The sequence below is a fragment of the Micromonospora sp. KC723 genome, assembly GCF_004348595.1.
Taxonomy (GTDB): Bacteria; Actinomycetota; Actinomycetes; order Mycobacteriales; family Micromonosporaceae; genus Micromonospora.
On sequence record NZ_SMKD01000007.1, the window covers coordinates 1 to 15,853 of the forward strand.

The window sequence follows — 15,853 nt, forward strand, 5'->3', positions numbered from 1 at the left end:
GAAACCGGACGCGGACCGACCGGCGCCGCCCCGGTCGCCGCGCCCCCGCCTGCCGCCGTGCCCGTCGCCCCTCCTCCGGAGCACGGGATCGACCTCGGTGAGGGACCACCCCCACGGCCGCCGGTCCGGATCACTCCGCTGGAACTACCGCAACCGTCCCGCCGGACGCTCAGCCGCCGCCGGGGACGCGAAGGAAGCACTCGATGATCATGACTGCCGGAACCGGGCAGCCCCTCCTGCTCCGCCGCGAGCAACGGTCCGTGCTCGACCGGATCACCGCCGACCCGTCCGGACCGCTCACCCTCGGCGTGACCGGCGTCGGCGGGCACGGCAAGACCGCCCTGCTGGCCGAGGTGGCCCGGCTGTACCGACAGGCCCGACAGGCCGTCACGACCACGGTCGACGACGACGCGCCACCGCGCCCCGACACGGTGCTGCTCGTCGACGACGCCCACCTGCTCGACGACGCCCGGCTCGCCACGCTGCACCGGCTGGCGGACGGCGGCCGGCACCGGCTCGTCGTGGCGTACCGGCCCTGGCCCCGGCGGGCCGCCCTGACCGAACTGGCCGACACGCTGCGCCGGCACGCGGAGCCGGTGCTGCTCACCCCGCTCACCGCCGACCAGACCGCCGCCCGTCTCGGCCCGGGAACGGAACCGGGACTCCGGTCCGAGCTCGTCGACTTCGTGCACGGGCAGACCGGCGGCGTGCCCCGGGACGTGGACCGGCTGGCCCGGGCCCTACGCGGGACACGAACGCCGCCGGCCGAGCCACCGCAGCCGGCCGTGCTCGAGTTCGGGCCGGACCTCGACCGGCTGCCACACGCCGCACGCCGGCTGCTGCTGGCTCTCGCCGGCGGCGTACCCCTGCCGGTGGACCTGCTCGCGGCGCTGCTCGAGCAGACTCCGGAGGCGGTGGCCGACCTGGTCGGCGTGACCCGGGCAGCCGGCCTGCTCACCGCCGAGCACCGGATCACCCCCCTGGTCCGGCACGCGGTGATCACGCTCAGCCCGCCTGCCGACCGGACCTCGGTCTGGCGCCGGCTGATCGACCTGCGACTGGCCCGAGGCGGGGCGGTGCTGCCGCTGGTCCGTTCCTCCCACGCCACCGGAACCCTCGGTGACTGCACCGCGCCGGCGCTGCGGGCGGCGGCCGAGGAAGCCCTGGCGGAGGAGCCGGCCCTGGCCGCCGAACTGTTCGCCACCGCCACCGCCGCCGGGGGTGCCGCCGACGCGCGGCAGGCCGCCGCCGCGGCGCTCGCCGGCGACCTGGACACCGCCCTGCGGCTGGCGGACCGGCTGCTCGCCACCGCCGCACCGACCGGCCGCGCCGAGGCCGCCACGGTCGTCGCGACGGCGCTCGCGCACCGTGGCCAGGTCGCCCGCAGCGTCGAGCTGTACCGCTGGTCCGGCACCTCCCCGGCCTCGGCGTTCGCCACGATCGGCGCGTTCGCCACCGGCCAGCGCGGCGACCCGCCGGGCGGAGACGGGGCCACGGCTGGCGCGCCCCCCACGTTGCTGGCCGGCGCGGCCCGGCTGATGGCCGAGGGGGTCCGGGAGAGCGTCGACGGCAGCCCCACCGCCGCGCTCTCCGCGCTGCTCCAGGCCGCGGCCCTGCTGGAGCCGGACGGGCGTACGGTGCTGCTGCCGGACAGTCCCGCCGCGCTCGCCGCGCTGACGGCGGTGCACTGCGCCGAGCTGGACATCGCCGAGCGGGTGCTCGACCGGGCCACCGCCAGCGGGACCGGGGGTCCTCTGCTGGCCCGCCGGCACCGGCTGCTGCGGGCCTGGATCCTGATGCTGCGGGGCAGCACGGCCGCCGCCGCGCAGGCGGTGACGGCGGCGACCGCCGAGGGCGGCCCGCTGGAGTCCCGCGACCTGCTCTTCGTGACCGGGTTGGAGATGGGCGTCGCCCGACGCAACAGTGATCTCGCGGCTCTCCAGCGCGGTTGGGGTCACGCGCTGGAGGCCGTGCTCCGGCACCCGGTCGACCTGTTCACGCTGCTGCCGCTCGGGGAACTGGCCATCGCCGCGGCCCGGCTGGGCGAACTCGACCGGCTGGAACCACACCTGCGCCAGGCCCGGCGGCTGCTGGACGACCTCGGCGGCCCGGCGCTGTGGAGCGCCCCGCTGCACTGGTGCGGGCTGCACGCGGCGATCCTCGCCGACCGGCCCGCCACGGCGGACGAACACGTCGCCGCCCTGGTCACCGCCGCCGACCACAGCCGGTACGCGGCGGTCGTCTCCACCGCGGCCGTGAGCTGGGTGGAGGTGCTGCGGGGTACGGTCGACCCGGTCCGGGTGGAGGCCGCCGCCCGCGGCCTGTACGACGCCGGACTGCGCTGGGACGCGGCCCGCCTCGCCGGGCAGGCCGCCATCCGTACCGCCGACCGGCGGGCGATGAGCGCCCTGCTGGACTGCGCCCGAATGTTCCAGGGTCGACCCAGCGGGGCCAGGGGCGGGCAACGCTCCCCGGTGGACGAGCCCGCGTCGACCGCCGGTACGCCGGTCGACGCCGCGCCCCGCCACCGGCTCAGTGAGCGGGAGCAGGAGGTGGCAGAGCTGGTGCTGGCCGGGTTGACCTACCGTGAGATCGGCGACCGGCTGTTCATCTCGGCGAAGACCGTGGAGCACCACGTCGCCCGGATGCGTTCCCGGCTGCACTGCGCCAACCGGGCGGAGCTGCTGGCCCTGCTGCGGACCGTGGTGACCGAACGGGTGGGCGCGTCGACCGTGCCGGCCTGGCCGGAACGGATTACGCCGTGATCCGCGTGGCCGGCGCGCGGGATCCGTGGCGTGGGCACCTCGACCTGGCCTCGCTGGTGGTCACCCGGGCCGGGGCGTGCCCGTCCCTGCGGCTCCCGCCGGAGCAGGCCCGGATCCTCCTGCGGTGCCGGCGGCCGCTGTCGGTGGCGGAGATCACCACCGAGCTGCGCCTACCGCTGGACACCGTCCGCGCCCTGCTCGGCATACTGTCGCAGGCCGGTCTGATCGACGTGTTGGAGCTGCCGTCGCAGGTGGGACGGCCGTCGCGTGAACTGCTCCAGAAGCTGCTCGCCGCGCTCCACGCGCTGTGAACGGACCCGATCGAGGGAGAGGATGTGCAGGCAGCGGTGTCCCGACCCCGGCGCACCATGGCTGTCGTCCTGCTCGACGCGGCCGGCGGGGTGCCCGCAGGGCTCCGGCGGGCCCTCACCGGCCGTGGTGGGGGTTCACGGGTGCTCGGCTGGAGCGTCCTCGCCGTCGTCGGCATGGTGCTCGCGACAGCGCTGGTGGCGTCCGTGGTGCTCCGGGCCCCCGACCGGCTGACGCCGCTGGTCCGGCTGCCGGCACCACCGCCGGGGGTGGTGGGCGTACCGGACCGGGGCGAGCCGCGGGTTGGCTCGGCCTCACCGCCGGCTCCCGCACCGGCCGACGTCCTCCAGCCGCCCGCCGCGCCGGACGGGCCACCGGCCGCCCCGGAACCGGACCCGGCGTCGCCGTCCGGGCCGCCGGTCGCCGGGCCGCCGTCGGCGACGGCGACGGCGACGCCGCTGCGTGCCGAGTTCACGATCGAGAGCAGGACGCTGTTCGGGTACCGGGCCGCCGTGACGATCAGCAATCCCGGGTCGAACCCGACGGTCGGCTGGACGTTGGTCGTGACGCTGCCCCGGGAGTCGTCGGAGGTCAGCGCGGTGACCGGGGCACGGGTCACCCGCAGCGGCGCGTCCTGGACGTTCGTCCCGGACGAGACCACCGAGCGGGTGGTCGGGGCGGGCAGCGTCCAGGTGACCTTCCGGGTCAGCGGTTCGGTGACCAACGCGCCGCCGACCGGCTGCGCCGTCGACGGAACCGCCTGCGCCGGCCTCGCCGACTGACGCCGAGGTCACCCGTCGGCCGCGCGGGGCGGTGCCGTCAGTCCCGACGGGCGGACGGCACCGCGCAGGCGGCGGTGCCGCCGGGCATCCGGTGCCGGTTGCGGGCCACCCAGCGGTACGCGGGCCAGGCGGCGGCGCGGACCGGGGGGAGGCGCAGACCGGCGCCGGCAAGCCGCCACAACGGACCGCTGTCGCCGAGCAGCCTGGCGATCGCGTCCGGGCCGGCCGCCCGGGAGCCGTCCGCGCCGACCCACTGCACCGCCGCCTCGCACTCGGCCTCGGTCAGGCCCAGGGCGTCGAGGTCGGCGAACTGCCAGGGCACCACCCGGGCGTCGGTGGGGACACGGCGCGCGACGAACTCGGCGCACCGGGTGCAGAACGCGCAGTCCCCGTCGTAGACGAAGGTCGACCTCTCCATGCCCCCATCCTCCACCCGGCACGGCGGGCGCGGGTACCGGTGTCCGACGGGTCACTTGCACTTCTCTCGTACGCGTGTTCGAATGAGGGCCATGCGCTGGGAAACCTCTCCGCTCCCCCGGACGAGGGGCATCCCGAAGGGGCAGCGCCGGCGACTCCACCCCTGCCGCTGGCGCTGCACCTGCGCCCCGGCGCCCGCGAGTGGTACGCGCGCTGGCTGGCCCGGGCGCACCCCCGGCTGGTCCCCCGTTACCGCGAGCTCTATCGGGCGGGCGCGTACGCGCCGCAGGCGTACCAGCGGGAACTGACCGCTCGGGTGCGGATGGCGGCCCGCCGGCACGGGCTGCACCGGGCCGAGCGCGGCGACGACCGCCGGCCGCCGCGGCCGGCCGGGCCGTCGCGTACGCCGGCCCCACCGGCCGCCGCCGAACAGCTGTCCCTGTTGTAGCGAGCACTCCGGTGGACGGTGGGGTTAGAGTCGGCGGATGCGCAGCGCTCAGCAGATCCTCGCCGACTCGGCCGTGATCGCCGTCGTGGGCGCGTCCCGCGACCCGGGCAAGGCCGCGCACCGCGTGCCGGCACAGATGCAGCGGTACGGCTGGCGCATCATCCCGGTCAACCCGACGGTGGACGAACTCTTCGGCGAGCGGGCGTACCCGTCCCTGGCTGACATCCCGCACCCGGTCGACCTGGTGGACGTGTTCCGGCCGGCGCGCGACGCGGTGCAGGTGGTCCGTGAGGCGGCGGCGATCGGCGCACCGGCGGTCTGGTTGCAGCTGGGCATCGTCTCGGCCGAGGCGCGACGAATCGCGGAGGCGGCCGGCATGGACTACGTCGAGGACCGCTGCCTGATCGTGGAGCGCGCCGCCGCCGGGCTCACCCGCCTTCCCTGACCCGACCGCCCGCACCCCTCCAGGTCGCGCTGGTGGGTGGGGCCCACGCTGCGGGCGTGCGGATGCCGGCGACGCGGGACGGGCTGTGGGGGCGGCGCGTGCTCGCGCTGCTGGTCGCCGTGGCGGTGGCGGGGCCGGTGGTGCTGGGCCTGTCCCGGCTGCCGTCCGCCGACGAACTGAACCTCCACATTCCTGTCTGGCTCCTGCTCGGCGCCGCGCGTGCTGGCGCGGCGGTGGTGGCCGCACCGCGACGGTCGCCTGGGGTGGCGGGTCGGGACGCGGTGGAGCCCGGGCTGGTGGCACGGCGCTCCGTCGCCGGTTGGGTCGAGGTGGTGGGCAACGTCGTGGTGGTCGGCGTGTTCGCGGCCGGGGGGCTCAACGCGCTGTCCGGGGGACCGCCCTCGACCCGGTTCGTCCGGCCGGTGCTCCTGGTCGGGGGGCCACACCGGCGGGACGGTCGGGTCGAGGGGGTGTGGCCGCGGCCCACGGACTGGCCGCCGAGGGAACCGGATCCGGTGGTGGGAGGCGGGGACGCGGCGGTGTCCGAGGAGCGGCTCATCGCCGCGATCGAGCACTTCCGCTCCCAGCCGGCGGCGGTCGGCGTGGGCTGCCGGTGAGCGCGCCGGAGCCGACCGGCGGGTGACGCGTAGCGGTCAGAGCTTGTACTCCTTGAGCAGGCCCCGGGAGATGATCGTCTTCTGGATCTCCGAGGTGCCCTCGCCGATCAGCAGGAACGGAGCTTCCCGCATCAGCCGCTCGATCTCGTACTCCTTGGAGTAGCCGTAGCCGCCGTGGATGCGGAACGCCTCCTGGACGACCTCGGCGCAGTACTCGGAGGCGAGCAGCTTGGCCATGCCGGCCTCGACGTCGTTGCGCTGGCCAGCGTCCTTGAGTCGGGCGGCGTTGACCATCAGGGCGTGCGCCGCCTCGATCTTGGTGCCCATCTCGGCGAGCTTGAAGGCGACAGCCTGGTGCTTGGCGAGCGGCTGGCCGAAGGTGCGGCGCTGCTGGGCGTACGCGACGGCCAACTCGAAGGCCCGGATGGAGATGCCGCAGGCGCGGGCGGCCACGTTGACCCGGCCGACCTCGATGCCGTCCATCATCTGGTAGAAGCCGCGGCCGACCTTCTCCTCCCCGCCGAGCACGGCCGATGCGGGCACGGTCACGCCGTCGAGGACCATCTCGGTGGTCTCGACGCCCTTGTAGCCCATCTTGTCGATCTTGCCGGGAATCGTCAGGCCGGGGGCGGTCTCGCCGAAGCCCGGCTCCTTCTCCAGCAGGAAGGTGCTCATGTTGCCGTAGACGGAGTCGGCTCCGGTGTCGGTCTTGACCAGGGTGGCCACCACCGACGAGTACGCCCCGTTGGTCAGCCACATCTTCTGGCCGTTGAGGACGTAGTAGTCGCCGTCACGGACCGCCTTCGACCTGATCGCCGAGACGTCGGAGCCGCACTCCGGCTCGGACATCGAGAACGCGCCGCGCACCTCGCCGGTGGCCATCCTCGGCAGCAGCCGGGCCTTCTGCTCGGTGGAGCCGTGCTGGGAGACCAGGTACGCCACGATGAAGTGGGTGTTGACGATTCCGGAGATCGACATCCAGCCGCGCGACAGCTCCTCGACGACCAGGGCGTAGGTCAGCAGGGACTCGCCGAGGCCGCCGTACTCCTCGTCGATGGTGAGGCCGAACAGCCCCATCTCGCGCATCCCGTCGAGGATGTCGGCAGGGTACTCGTCGGCGTGCTCCAGCCGCTGCGCGTGCGGAATGATCTCCTTGTCGGCGAACTCCCGGACGGTTTCCAGGATCGACCGCTGTACGTCGGTCAGGCCGGGCGTCTGGGCGAGTCGGGCCATCTCAGCCTCCGGGGTCGGCGCATTACTCGTGGGTAACTGAACGCTCGGTCAGTATCAGCCTCCGGGCCGGGCGCGCCAAGGTGACCAGTCCACACAACCGCTGTGAAAAGGTTCACCGCTGCGGGTACCGTCCGCAAGAGAGAAGGGCACCGGGCTGCGGCGGAAGGGGTGAGCGGGCGTGAGTCATCCGCCGTCGGACGAGTCGGGGCAGCCGCAGTGGGGGCAGCAGCCGGAGCCGCCGCCGTCGCCGTACCAGCGGCCCGGCGAGCAGCCCTCGCAGTGGGGGCAGCCCTCCGAGGAGCAGCGGTTACGCCAGCACCAGCAGTGGGGCCAACAGCCGCCGTACCCGCCGCAGGGCCCGTACGGGCAGTACGGTCCGCCCACCGGTGGCGGCGGACCGAACGTCATGGCGATCCTGTCGCTGGTCTTCGCGTTCGTGTTCGCCCCCGCCGGGATCGTCCTCGGCCACCTGGCGAAGCGGCAGATCAGACAGACCGGCGACGAGGGCGACCAGCTCGCCACCTGGGGGCTGGTGCTCAGCTACGCCTTCACCGTGCTCGGCCTGCTGGCCTGCTGCGGCTGGCTGGCCTTCGCGGTCTGGGCCGGCTCGCACGACGGCACCACCTACTGACCGGACCGCAAGCGCGGCAAGGGGCTGCCGGCGCAGACCCGACGGTCAGCGGAACTGGGCCTCCCGGACGCTGTTGCCGCCGTCCACCACCAGCATCTGACCGGTGATGTACGAGGCCGCCGGCGAGCAGAGAAACGCGATCGCCGCGGCGACCTCGTCCGGCGTGCCGGGCCGGCCCACCGGGGTGCCCATTCCCTGCTTGAGCTCGGCGACGGTGGACGCCGCGGTGTGGATCGTGCCGGGGGCCACCGCGTTCACGGTCACCCCGTCGGCGATCATCTCCATGGCAAGCGCCCGGGTCAGCCCGACCACACCCGCCTTCGCCGCCGCGTACGCCGCCTCGGTGGGCAGGGCGTTCACCGGCCCGGCGGTCGCCGCCAGGTTGACGATCCGCCCCCACCCCCGCTCGGCCATGCCGCCGATGAAGGCCCGGCTGCACAGGAACGCGGTGTTCAGGTTCCGGTCGATCTCCCCCCGCCACTCGTCGTAGCTGAGCTGCGCCACCGGGCGCAGCACCTCCGGGCTGGCCCGACTGGCCAGGCCGGCGTTGTTGACCAGCACCTCCACGTCGCCGAGCTGCTCGGTCACCGCGTCGGCCAGCGCGCCCACCTCCGACTCGTCGGTGAGGTCGGCGACGAAACCGGTCACCCCCAGTTCGCCGGCCCGCTCGTGGATCCGGCGGGTGGTGGAGACGATCGCCACCCGGGCGCCCAGGTCGGCCAGCCGGCGGGCCGTCGCGTACCCGATCCCGTCGGCGCTGCCCGCCCCGGTGACCAGGGCGACCCGCCCGTCGAGCCGCATCGTCACCGGCTCGGGCAGTGGCGCCGGCTCGTCCTGGCCGGGGACGGCGGTGGCGCTGAGCGCACGGGCCCGTCGCGCCAACCCGGGACGGCTCACGTCCCGCCTCGGTCGGCTGCCGGAACGGTCGCTGCCACGCGCGTCGATGACCATGACGCGATCCTGCCCGCTCCGGGCGATCCGGGCAACGCGGCACCACGGGCTGAGGGGATTACCTCATGCTGACTACCCTGACGGCGCACCCCACACGCGACGGAGAAGACCTGATGACGTATCCCCCACCAGCCGACGGCTGGAGCAACCCGACCGGCGACCCGACCCAGCCGGTCAGCGGCCAGCCGATCCCGGCGCAGCCAGTCGCCCAGGACCCGTACGCCCCGGCCGCCGCGTACCCGGGCGCGCTGCCGCCGCCGGCCGCGCCGGTCGATCCGTACGCGCCGCAGGGCTACCCGCCGGCCGCCGGCTACCCGCCGGCCGCCGGCTATCCGGGGTACGCGTACCCGCCCGCGCCGCAGAACAACGGCCTGGCCATCGCCGCGATGGTGGTGTCGATCATCGGTGCGCTGGGCCTCTGCGGCTACGGCCTCGGCGGCTGGATCGGCCTGGTCGGCGCGATCCTCGGGCACGTCGCCAAGCGCCAGATCAAGGAGCGGGGCGAGGCCGGCGAGGGGTTCGCCCTCGCTGGCGTCATCGTCGGCTGGATCGCCACCGTGATCGCGCTGCTGGCGACGATCGCCATCGTGGTGTTCATCGTCTGGGCGGCCAACCAGGACTCGTCGAGCTTCGACTCGACCAACTGATGACCGGCCGCGTGCCGTCCCGGGGCAGGCCCGGGGCGGCACGCCCGGGTCACTCCGCGGGCGGGGTGAACCGGGAGGTGCGGGTCATCCCGGCGGCGCGCCCCTTGGCGGCGATCACCAGCGCCATCTTCCGGGACGCCTCGTCGATCATCTCGTCGCCGAGCATCACCGCGCCGAGCTTCCCGCCCGCCTCGGACGTGTAGTAGTCGTAGGCGTCGAGGATCAACTCGGCGTGGTCGTAGTCGGCCTGGGCCGGCGAGTAGACCTCGTTGGCGGCGTCGATCTGACCCGGGTGCAGCACCCACTTGCCGTCGAAACCCAGGGCCGCGGAGCGCCTGGCCACCTCGCGGAACGCGTCCACGTCGCGGATCTGCAGGAACGGGCCGTCGATGGCCTGCTTGTCGTGCATCCGGGCGGCCATCAGGATGCGCATCAGGATGTGGTGGTACGGGTCACCCGGATAGTCCGGGATCAGCGCGCCGACGACCAGCGACCTCATGTTGATCGAGGCCATGAAGTCGGCCGGGCCGAAGATGATGGTCTCCACCCGCGGCGAGGCGGCGGCGATGGCGTCGACGTTGACCAACCCGGCGGCGTTCTCGATCTGCGCCTCGATGCCGATCCGGCCGACCTCCAGGCCGAGGGTCTTCTCGATCTGGGTCAGCGTCATGTCCAGCCAGTGCACCTGGGCGGCGTTCTGCACCTTCGGCAACATGACGCAGTCGAGGTTCGCGCCGGCGCCCTCGACCACCTCGATGACGTCCCGGTAGGTCCACGGGGTGGTCAGGTCGTTGACCCGGACCACCCGGGTCTTGCCGGCCCAGTCGCCCTCGTTCAGCGCGGCCACGATGTTCTTCCGGGCATCCGGCTTCGCCAGCGGCGCGACCGCGTCCTCCAGGTCGAGGAAGACCTGGTCGGCCGGGAGGCCCTGGGCCTTGCCGAGCATCTTGACGCTGGAACCGGGCACGGCGAGACAGGACCGGCGGGGGCGACCGACAGCGGCCATGGATACGCTCCTTCCAGCGTCCGGCGGGCACGCCGACGCCAGCAGAGATGACAGACGAGAACTTAACGATCCCAAAGGCGTTGTGACGCCACGGTAACCTCGTGCCGTGACCGGGGTGAATGGACCTGTGGAAGATCTCACTGGCCGTCGGATCGTGGTGGTGACCGGAGGCAGCTCCGGCATCGGGCTCGCCGCCGCCGAGGCCCTGGCGTGCCGGGGCGACCAGGTGGTGCTGGTCGGGCGGGACCCGGCCCGGCTCCAGGCCGCCGGGGACCGGGTCCGCGAGGCCAGCGGCGAGCGTCCCGAGCTGTTCCGCGCCGACTTCGCCGTCCTGGACGACGTACGCGGCCTCGCCGAACGGCTACGCGCGGCGTACGACCGGATCGACGTGCTCGCCAACAACGCCGGGGCGATCGCGCTGGCGCCGCTCACCACCGTCGACGGGTTCGAGCTGTCGATACAGGCCAACCACCTGGCCCCGTTCCTGCTCAGCAACCTGCTGCGCGACCGGATCGGCCGGATGGTGACGACCGCCTCCGGGGCGCACCGCAACGGCGCGCTCGACCCCGACGACCTGAACGCGGCGCTGCGCCGCTACCGGCCGATCCAGGCGTACGGCACCAGCAAACAGGCCAACATCCTGTTCACCGCGGAGGCGGCCCGACGCTGGCCGGACGTCCCGGCGTACTGCTTCCACCCGGGCGTGGTGCGGACCCGGTTCGGCGCGGACAGCCGGCTGGTCGCCCTCGGCATGCGGATCATGCCGTTCCGCAGCCCGGAGAAGGGCGCCGAGACCCTGGTCTGGCTGGCCCAGCAGGATCCGTCCCGGTTGGTGAACGGCGCATACTACACCGACCGCCGGCTGCGCCGGCCCTGGTCGAAGGCAGCCGATCCGCAGCTCGCCGCCCGGCTCTGGGCGGCCAGCGCCAAGGCCGTCGGGATCGACGGATGAGCCGGCCCGACACCGCGGTGCTCCTGGTGGCCCTCGTCGAGTACCCGCTCGACCAGCCCGAGGCGGCCCGGCAGTACGAGGACGACGTGCTCGACCTGCTGGAACAGCACGGTGGTCACCTGGAACGCCGGTTGCGCAGCACCGACGGGTGGACCGAGGTGCATCTGATCCGGTTCGCCTCGCGGGCCGGCTGGGAGGCGTTCCGGGCCGACCCGCAGCGGCGGGCCCTGCGGGCGGCACTTGGCGACGCGGCGCCGGTCGGCCGGGTGATCGAGGTCCGCGATCTCTGAGCGGCGACGGCCGTCCCGACCGTCCGGAGCCGTTTCTCGACGACACCCGCCGACACGTACCGTCAGCGCTTCGTTACCATCATGGCCACCTCGCCGCCGACTCCTCACCTCCGGAGGCGCTCTGCCATGCCCAGGTACCAGGCGGTGCTGTTCGACTTCTTCGGCACACTGACCCGCCGCGTGCAGCGCGGCGCGGCCCACCACGTCACCGCCGAGTTGCTCGGCTGCCCGGTGGACACGCTCACCGCGGTGCTCGACCGAACCTTCTACCAGCGGGCCAGCGGCCGGCACGGCACGGCCGAGGCGACCCTGCGCTGGGTGTGCGCCCAGGCCGGGGTGCAGCCCTCCGACGACGCGGTACGCGCGGCGGTGGCCTCCCGGCACCGCGCGATACGCGCCGACACCCGGCTACGCGACGAGGCGGTCCCCGCCCTCGCCGGGTTGCGCCACCGGGGCGTCCGCACCGGAGTGATCAGCGACTGCACCCACGAGCTACCGGCGTTCCTGCCGCAACTGGCGGTCGCGCCGCTGCTCGACGTGCGGATCTTCTCCGTCCAGTTCGGTCGCTGCAAGCCCGACCCGGCGCTCTACCTGGCGGCGTGCTGCCGGCTCGACGTGCGCCCGCAGGACTGCCTCTACGTCGGCGACGGCGGCAGCCAGGAGCTGACCGGCGCGCGGCGGGCCGGGATGACCGCTGTTCGCCTCGCCGCCCCGGACCTGGCCGGGCACCTGGTCTTCGACGCCGAGCAGGGCTGGGACGGGCCGGTGATCGGGTCGCTCAGCGAGCTCGTCGACCTGGTCGACGCGGTGCCGGCGGCCCGCTGAGCGGCGGATGCTGCGGCCGGACGCGGCGCGGCAGGGCCGGCGGCCCGGTGCGACCGGCCGGTCCGGCGCGGGTCAGCGGCGGCGGACCTTGTGCAGGCGGAACGGCTTGCGGGTGGCCCGGACGACGGTGGCCCCGCGCGGCTCCTCGGCGAGGGAGGTGGCCGGCAGCGCGTCGGCGGCGTCCGGCGCGCCGGCCGGCAGGAGGCGGTTCAGGGCAACGCCGTCGGCCGCCCAACGGGCGACCAGCTCGGCGGTGGGCCCGGGTGCGTTCAGGCGTTTCGCGGCCACCAACGGGGCCGTGGCCGCCCACTCCTCGGTGCCCGGCGCCAGCCGGGTCACCCGGGCCGGCCAGGTCACGATCCGCCCGCCGTGGTCGCCCCGCAGGGTCACCCGGGCCGCGGAGGCGTCGGCCAGGCCCGGCGCGGACTGCTCGCCCGGCCCGCTGACCACGAAGAGCGACCCCTCCAGCGGCACGCACCACAGGGCCAGCGCGGTGCCGTCGCCGACGGCCACCCAGCAGACGGCCGCCTTCTTCATCGCCTCGTCGACCAGCGGCGTCGACCCGGGAGCGTCCACCTCGTCCGTCACCCGGCCATCCTCCCGTACGTCGCCCGGACCGGACGGCCCGATCACAGGATCGACTCTGCTTGCGCCAGATCGCCAAGTCTCGCCACCCGGATACCCCAGCATGCCGCAAACCGGGGCGCGGCGTCCGGGCGGGACCCCTAGCCGACGAAGGGCGGCACGGCGATCTCGCCGCGCGCCACCGGCATCACCTGGCCCGAGACGGTGGCACCGACCGTTGCCCCGCCTGCTGCGGTCACCGTGCAGGCCAGGGCCGAGGGCCGGCGGATCTCCACGCCCTGCCGGACCGCGTACTCGGAGCGGCCCTCGCCGGGCAGCAGCCCGCTGGCCACCAACCAGACACCGAGCCCGAGGGCGGCCGATCCGGTCGCCGGGTCCTCCGGGAACCCCAGCCCGGCCACGAAGACGCGGGCGTGCGCGGTTTGCGTACCCCCGTCCCAGGAGAAGACGCTGACATGGTCCAACCCGTACCGCTCCGCCGCCGCCGCGTTCCACCGGGCGCGGGCGACCGCGTCCGGGCGTACCGGAAGGTAGGGGAACTCCAGACCACAGCCGGCCACCCGGGGGGCCGGGCCGACGTGGTCGGCCGCGTCGAGGCCGACCATCTCCAGCAGCGGCTCCGGGTCGAGCTCCGGGCTGAGAGTGGGGAGGCCGCCGGTCAACGTGGCGCCGGTCGCGGTGACCTCGATCGGCAGCACCCCGGCACCGCACTCCTGGGTGACCTGCCCCACACCGAACATCCCGCGCCGGCTCGCGGTCACCGCCGCGCCCACACTGGGATGCCCGGCGAACGGAAGCTCGTCGGCGGGGGTGAAGATCCTGGCCCGGTAGGTGGCGCCGACCTGGGTCGGCGGCAGCACGAACACCGTCTCCGACAGGTTGAACTCCAGAGCCAGCGCCTGCATCTGTTCGGTGGCCAGCCCTTCGGCGCCGAACACCACCGCCAGCGGATTGCCGGCGAACGGGCGGTCGGTGAAGACGTCCACGATCTCGTAGGCCAGGGTCGACATGTTGTTAGACATTAGGCGCTTAGGCTGGTGCCCGTGAGCACGCCGAACCGGGTCTACCTGGCCCGACTCGCCGGAGTTGCCGTCTTCGATCCCAACGGCGACCTGGTGGGACGGGTCCGCGACGCGGTGGCCCGGCTCCGGCCGACGCAGCGCCCGCCCGAGGTGGTGGGGCTGGTCGCCGAGATGCCGATGCGCCGGCGCATCTTCCTGTCCATCAACCGGATCACCTCCATCGACGCCGACGCGGTGGTCCTCGGCACCGGCACCCTCAACCTGCGCCGTTTCGAGAAACGCCCGAACGAGCTGCTCGTGCTCCAGGAACTGCTGGACCGGCGGGTCCAGCTCGAACCCGGCGGCCAGCCGGGCACCGTGGTGGACGTGGCGATGGAACGCAGCCGGGACGGCGAGTGGTCGCTGTCCCGGGTCGCCGTCCGCGAACACACCGGCCGGCTCACCCGGCGGGGCCACCTCCACCAGGTCCCGTGGGACCGGGTACGCGGGCTCAGCGGCGTCGCCGACACCCGGGGCACCGCCAACCTGCTGGCCGTGCTGGAGGACATGCGCCCGGCCGACCTGGCCAACGCCCTCCAGGACCTGCCCGACGCCCGGCGCAACGAGGTCGCCGCCGCGCTGGACGACGTACGCCTCGCCGATGTGCTCAGCGAGCTGCCCGAGCACGACCAGGTGGAGATCCTCGCCGCGCTGGACCGGGAACGGGCCGCCGACGTGCTGGAGGAGATGGATCCGGACGACGCGGCCGACCTGCTCAACGAGCTGCCCCCACCGGAGCAGGACGTGCTGCTCGACCTGATGGAGCCGGACGAGGCGGACCCGGTCCGCCAGCTCCTCCGGTACGCCTCGGGCACCGCCGGCAGCGTGATGACCTCCGAGCCGGTGATCCTGCCCCCGGACGCCACCGTCGCGGAGGCGCTGGCCCGGATCCGGGAGGAGCAACTCTCCCCCGCCGTGGCCGCGCAGGTCTTCGTGACCCGCGCCCCGATGACCACACCGACCGGCCGTTACCTGGGCATGGTGCACTTCCAGCGGTTGCTCCGGGAGCCCCCGGCCGACCTGCTCGGCGGGGTGGTCGTCAACGACATCGACCCGCTGCGGCCGACCACCCCGCTGCCGGAGATCACCCGGCGGATGGCCACGTACGACCTGGTGGCGATGCCGGTGGTCGACCGGAGCAACCGGCTGGTGGGCGCGGTCACCGTCGACGACGTGCTCGACCACTCGCTGCCGCGTGACTGGCGGGACCGGGACGCGGTACCGGTGCCGGGCGGCGGCGGCGGCGAGGAGACGCTGGACGGCGCGGATGGTTGAGCGCCGGCGGGCCGAACGGCTGGACCAGCCGCGCGAGTCCCGCGTGAAGCTGCCCCGGTTCGACCCGGAAGCCTTCGGCCGCTGGTCCGAGGGGATCGCCCGGGGCATGGGTACCGCCAACTTCATCGTCTACATGACGGTGGTGATCGCGGCCTGGTTCCTGTGGAACACCCTGGCCCCACCGACCCTGCGCTTCGACCCGTACACCTTCACCTTCCTCACCCTGATCCTGTCGCTCCAGGCGTCGTACGCGGCCCCGCTGATCCTGCTCGCGCAGAACCGGCAGGCCGACCGCGACCGGGTGGCGCTGGAGGAGGACCGGCGTCGGGCGACCATGCAGAAAGCGGACACCGAGTACCTGGCCCGGGAGATCGCGGCGCTGCGTGTCGCGATGGGCGAGGTGGCCACCCGGGACTTCCTCCGTTCCGAGCTGGCCCGGTTGGCCGAGGAACTGGACGAGGCGGCGCACCGGCGGCAGCGGTTGGAGCGCCGGCATCAGGGGCGGGCGTCGCACCGCTCCGGTGGGTCGGATCCGCTCGACGAGCCCCGCGACGAACTGGACGGCGACTACGTCCGCGACGGCCGCCCGGAGAGCTGACCGGGCGGCCCCCGTC

General features: G+C 74.2%; 18 protein-coding genes and 1 pseudogene. 13 read left to right on the top strand and 6 right to left on the bottom strand.

Features of this window, described 5'->3' with window-relative positions; all coding sequences use genetic code 11:
* The first annotated feature begins 203 nt into the window (after nucleotides 1-203).
* From E1165_RS03250 to E1165_RS03260, 3 genes are read left to right on the top strand one after another with little or no spacing between them, the layout of a single operon-like run.
* Nucleotides 204-2,765, top strand: coding sequence for a LuxR family transcriptional regulator (locus E1165_RS03250; protein WP_207916526.1), 2,562 nt, complete (start codon nucleotides 204-206; stop codon nucleotides 2,763-2,765).
* Nucleotides 2,762-3,076 (top strand): DUF742 domain-containing protein, encoded by a 315-nt coding sequence (locus E1165_RS03255; RefSeq protein WP_207916529.1) that lies wholly within the window; start codon nucleotides 2,762-2,764, stop codon nucleotides 3,074-3,076. Before E1165_RS03250 ends, E1165_RS03255 begins: the two co-directional genes overlap by 4 nt.
* A gap of 24 nt (nucleotides 3,077-3,100) precedes the next feature.
* The gene (locus E1165_RS03260; RefSeq protein WP_132387539.1) at nucleotides 3,101-3,856 is read left to right on the top strand and encodes a cellulose binding domain-containing protein; all 756 of its coding nucleotides are present in this window, start codon (nucleotides 3,101-3,103) and stop codon (nucleotides 3,854-3,856) included.
* 37 nt (nucleotides 3,857-3,893) lie between these two features.
* Here E1165_RS03260 and E1165_RS03265 read toward each other — a convergent pair whose 3' ends face one another.
* Nucleotides 3,894-4,274 (bottom strand): thiol-disulfide oxidoreductase DCC family protein, encoded by a 381-nt coding sequence (locus tag E1165_RS03265; RefSeq protein WP_132387541.1) that lies wholly within the window; start codon nucleotides 4,272-4,274, stop codon nucleotides 3,894-3,896.
* A 141-nt stretch (nucleotides 4,275-4,415) separates the two neighbouring features.
* On the opposite strand from E1165_RS03265, the pseudogene E1165_RS03270 reads away from it, so the two are divergent.
* From E1165_RS03270 to E1165_RS03280, 3 genes and pseudogenes are all read left to right on the top strand, one after another.
* Nucleotides 4,416-4,721: pseudogene (locus E1165_RS03270) on the top strand (radical SAM protein); the annotation flags it as partial.
* Nucleotides 4,722-4,758: 37 nt separating this feature from the next.
* The gene (locus E1165_RS03275) at nucleotides 4,759-5,166 is read left to right on the top strand and encodes a CoA-binding protein (RefSeq protein ID WP_132387543.1); all 408 of its coding nucleotides are present in this window, start codon (nucleotides 4,759-4,761) and stop codon (nucleotides 5,164-5,166) included.
* Between the two features lie 56 nt (nucleotides 5,167-5,222).
* Nucleotides 5,223-5,783: a hypothetical protein gene (locus E1165_RS03280; RefSeq protein WP_132387545.1), complete on the top strand. Its 561-nt coding sequence runs from the start codon at nucleotides 5,223-5,225 to the stop codon at nucleotides 5,781-5,783.
* 36 nt (nucleotides 5,784-5,819) lie between these two features.
* Here E1165_RS03280 and E1165_RS03285 read toward each other — a convergent pair whose 3' ends face one another.
* Nucleotides 5,820-7,016, bottom strand: a complete 1,197-nt coding sequence (locus E1165_RS03285) for an acyl-CoA dehydrogenase family protein (RefSeq protein ID WP_132387547.1) — start codon at nucleotides 7,014-7,016, stop codon at nucleotides 5,820-5,822.
* 178 nt (nucleotides 7,017-7,194) lie between these two features.
* Between E1165_RS03285 and E1165_RS03290 the strand changes: the two genes are divergently transcribed.
* Nucleotides 7,195-7,647 carry a DUF4190 domain-containing protein gene (locus E1165_RS03290; RefSeq protein WP_132387549.1) on the top strand — a complete coding sequence of 151 codons (453 nt, stop codon included), beginning with the start codon at nucleotides 7,195-7,197 and terminating at the stop codon, nucleotides 7,645-7,647.
* 45 nt (nucleotides 7,648-7,692) lie between these two features.
* On the opposite strand, the gene E1165_RS03295 is transcribed toward E1165_RS03290, so the two are convergent.
* Nucleotides 7,693-8,598 carry an SDR family NAD(P)-dependent oxidoreductase gene (locus tag E1165_RS03295; protein WP_132387551.1) on the bottom strand — a complete coding sequence of 302 codons (906 nt, stop codon included), beginning with the start codon at nucleotides 8,596-8,598 and terminating at the stop codon, nucleotides 7,693-7,695.
* Nucleotides 8,599-8,711: 113 nt separating this feature from the next.
* On the opposite strand from E1165_RS03295, the gene E1165_RS03300 reads away from it, so the two are divergent.
* Entirely contained in the window at nucleotides 8,712-9,245 is a 534-nt protein-coding gene (locus E1165_RS03300) for a DUF4190 domain-containing protein (protein ID WP_132387553.1), read from the top strand.
* 49 nt (nucleotides 9,246-9,294) lie between these two features.
* Here E1165_RS03300 and E1165_RS03305 read toward each other — a convergent pair whose 3' ends face one another.
* On the bottom strand, nucleotides 9,295-10,251 hold the full coding sequence (locus tag E1165_RS03305; RefSeq protein WP_132387555.1) for a CoA ester lyase: 957 nt from the start codon (nucleotides 10,249-10,251) through the stop codon (nucleotides 9,295-9,297).
* A 127-nt stretch (nucleotides 10,252-10,378) separates the two neighbouring features.
* Here E1165_RS03305 and E1165_RS03310 point away from each other — a divergent pair, with 127 nt between their 5' ends.
* The 3 genes from E1165_RS03310 (at nucleotide 10,379) to E1165_RS03320 (ending at nucleotide 12,318) form a co-directional block, all read left to right on the top strand.
* On the top strand, nucleotides 10,379-11,203 hold the full coding sequence (locus E1165_RS03310; RefSeq protein ID WP_132387557.1) for an SDR family NAD(P)-dependent oxidoreductase: 825 nt from the start codon (nucleotides 10,379-10,381) through the stop codon (nucleotides 11,201-11,203).
* Nucleotides 11,200-11,493 (top strand): hypothetical protein, encoded by a 294-nt coding sequence (locus tag E1165_RS03315; RefSeq protein WP_132387559.1) that lies wholly within the window; start codon nucleotides 11,200-11,202, stop codon nucleotides 11,491-11,493. Before E1165_RS03310 ends, E1165_RS03315 begins: the two co-directional genes overlap by 4 nt.
* A 126-nt stretch (nucleotides 11,494-11,619) precedes the next feature.
* A complete protein-coding gene (locus E1165_RS03320) occupies nucleotides 11,620-12,318 on the top strand; it encodes an HAD family hydrolase (RefSeq protein ID WP_132387561.1) in 699 nt (232 codons plus the stop codon).
* Between the two features lie 72 nt (nucleotides 12,319-12,390).
* On the opposite strand, the gene E1165_RS03325 is transcribed toward E1165_RS03320, so the two are convergent.
* Together E1165_RS03325 and E1165_RS03330 are read right to left on the bottom strand one after the other, a co-directional pair.
* Entirely contained in the window at nucleotides 12,391-12,855 is a 465-nt protein-coding gene (locus E1165_RS03325) for a hypothetical protein (protein ID WP_132387660.1), read from the bottom strand.
* 188 nt (nucleotides 12,856-13,043) lie between these two features.
* Nucleotides 13,044-13,913 (bottom strand): PhzF family phenazine biosynthesis protein, encoded by an 870-nt coding sequence (locus E1165_RS03330; protein WP_132387563.1) that lies wholly within the window; start codon nucleotides 13,911-13,913, stop codon nucleotides 13,044-13,046.
* Nucleotides 13,914-13,946: 33 nt separating this feature from the next.
* On the opposite strand from E1165_RS03330, the gene E1165_RS03335 reads away from it, so the two are divergent.
* Both E1165_RS03335 and E1165_RS03340 read left to right on the top strand, forming a co-directional pair.
* The gene (locus E1165_RS03335) at nucleotides 13,947-15,239 is read left to right on the top strand and encodes a magnesium transporter MgtE N-terminal domain-containing protein (RefSeq protein WP_132387565.1); all 1,293 of its coding nucleotides are present in this window, start codon (nucleotides 13,947-13,949) and stop codon (nucleotides 15,237-15,239) included.
* On the top strand, nucleotides 15,232-15,837 hold the full coding sequence (locus E1165_RS03340; protein ID WP_132387567.1) for a DUF1003 domain-containing protein: 606 nt from the start codon (nucleotides 15,232-15,234) through the stop codon (nucleotides 15,835-15,837). The genes E1165_RS03335 and E1165_RS03340 overlap by 8 nt, the downstream gene beginning before the upstream one ends.
* Nucleotides 15,838-15,853 lie beyond the last annotated feature (16 nt).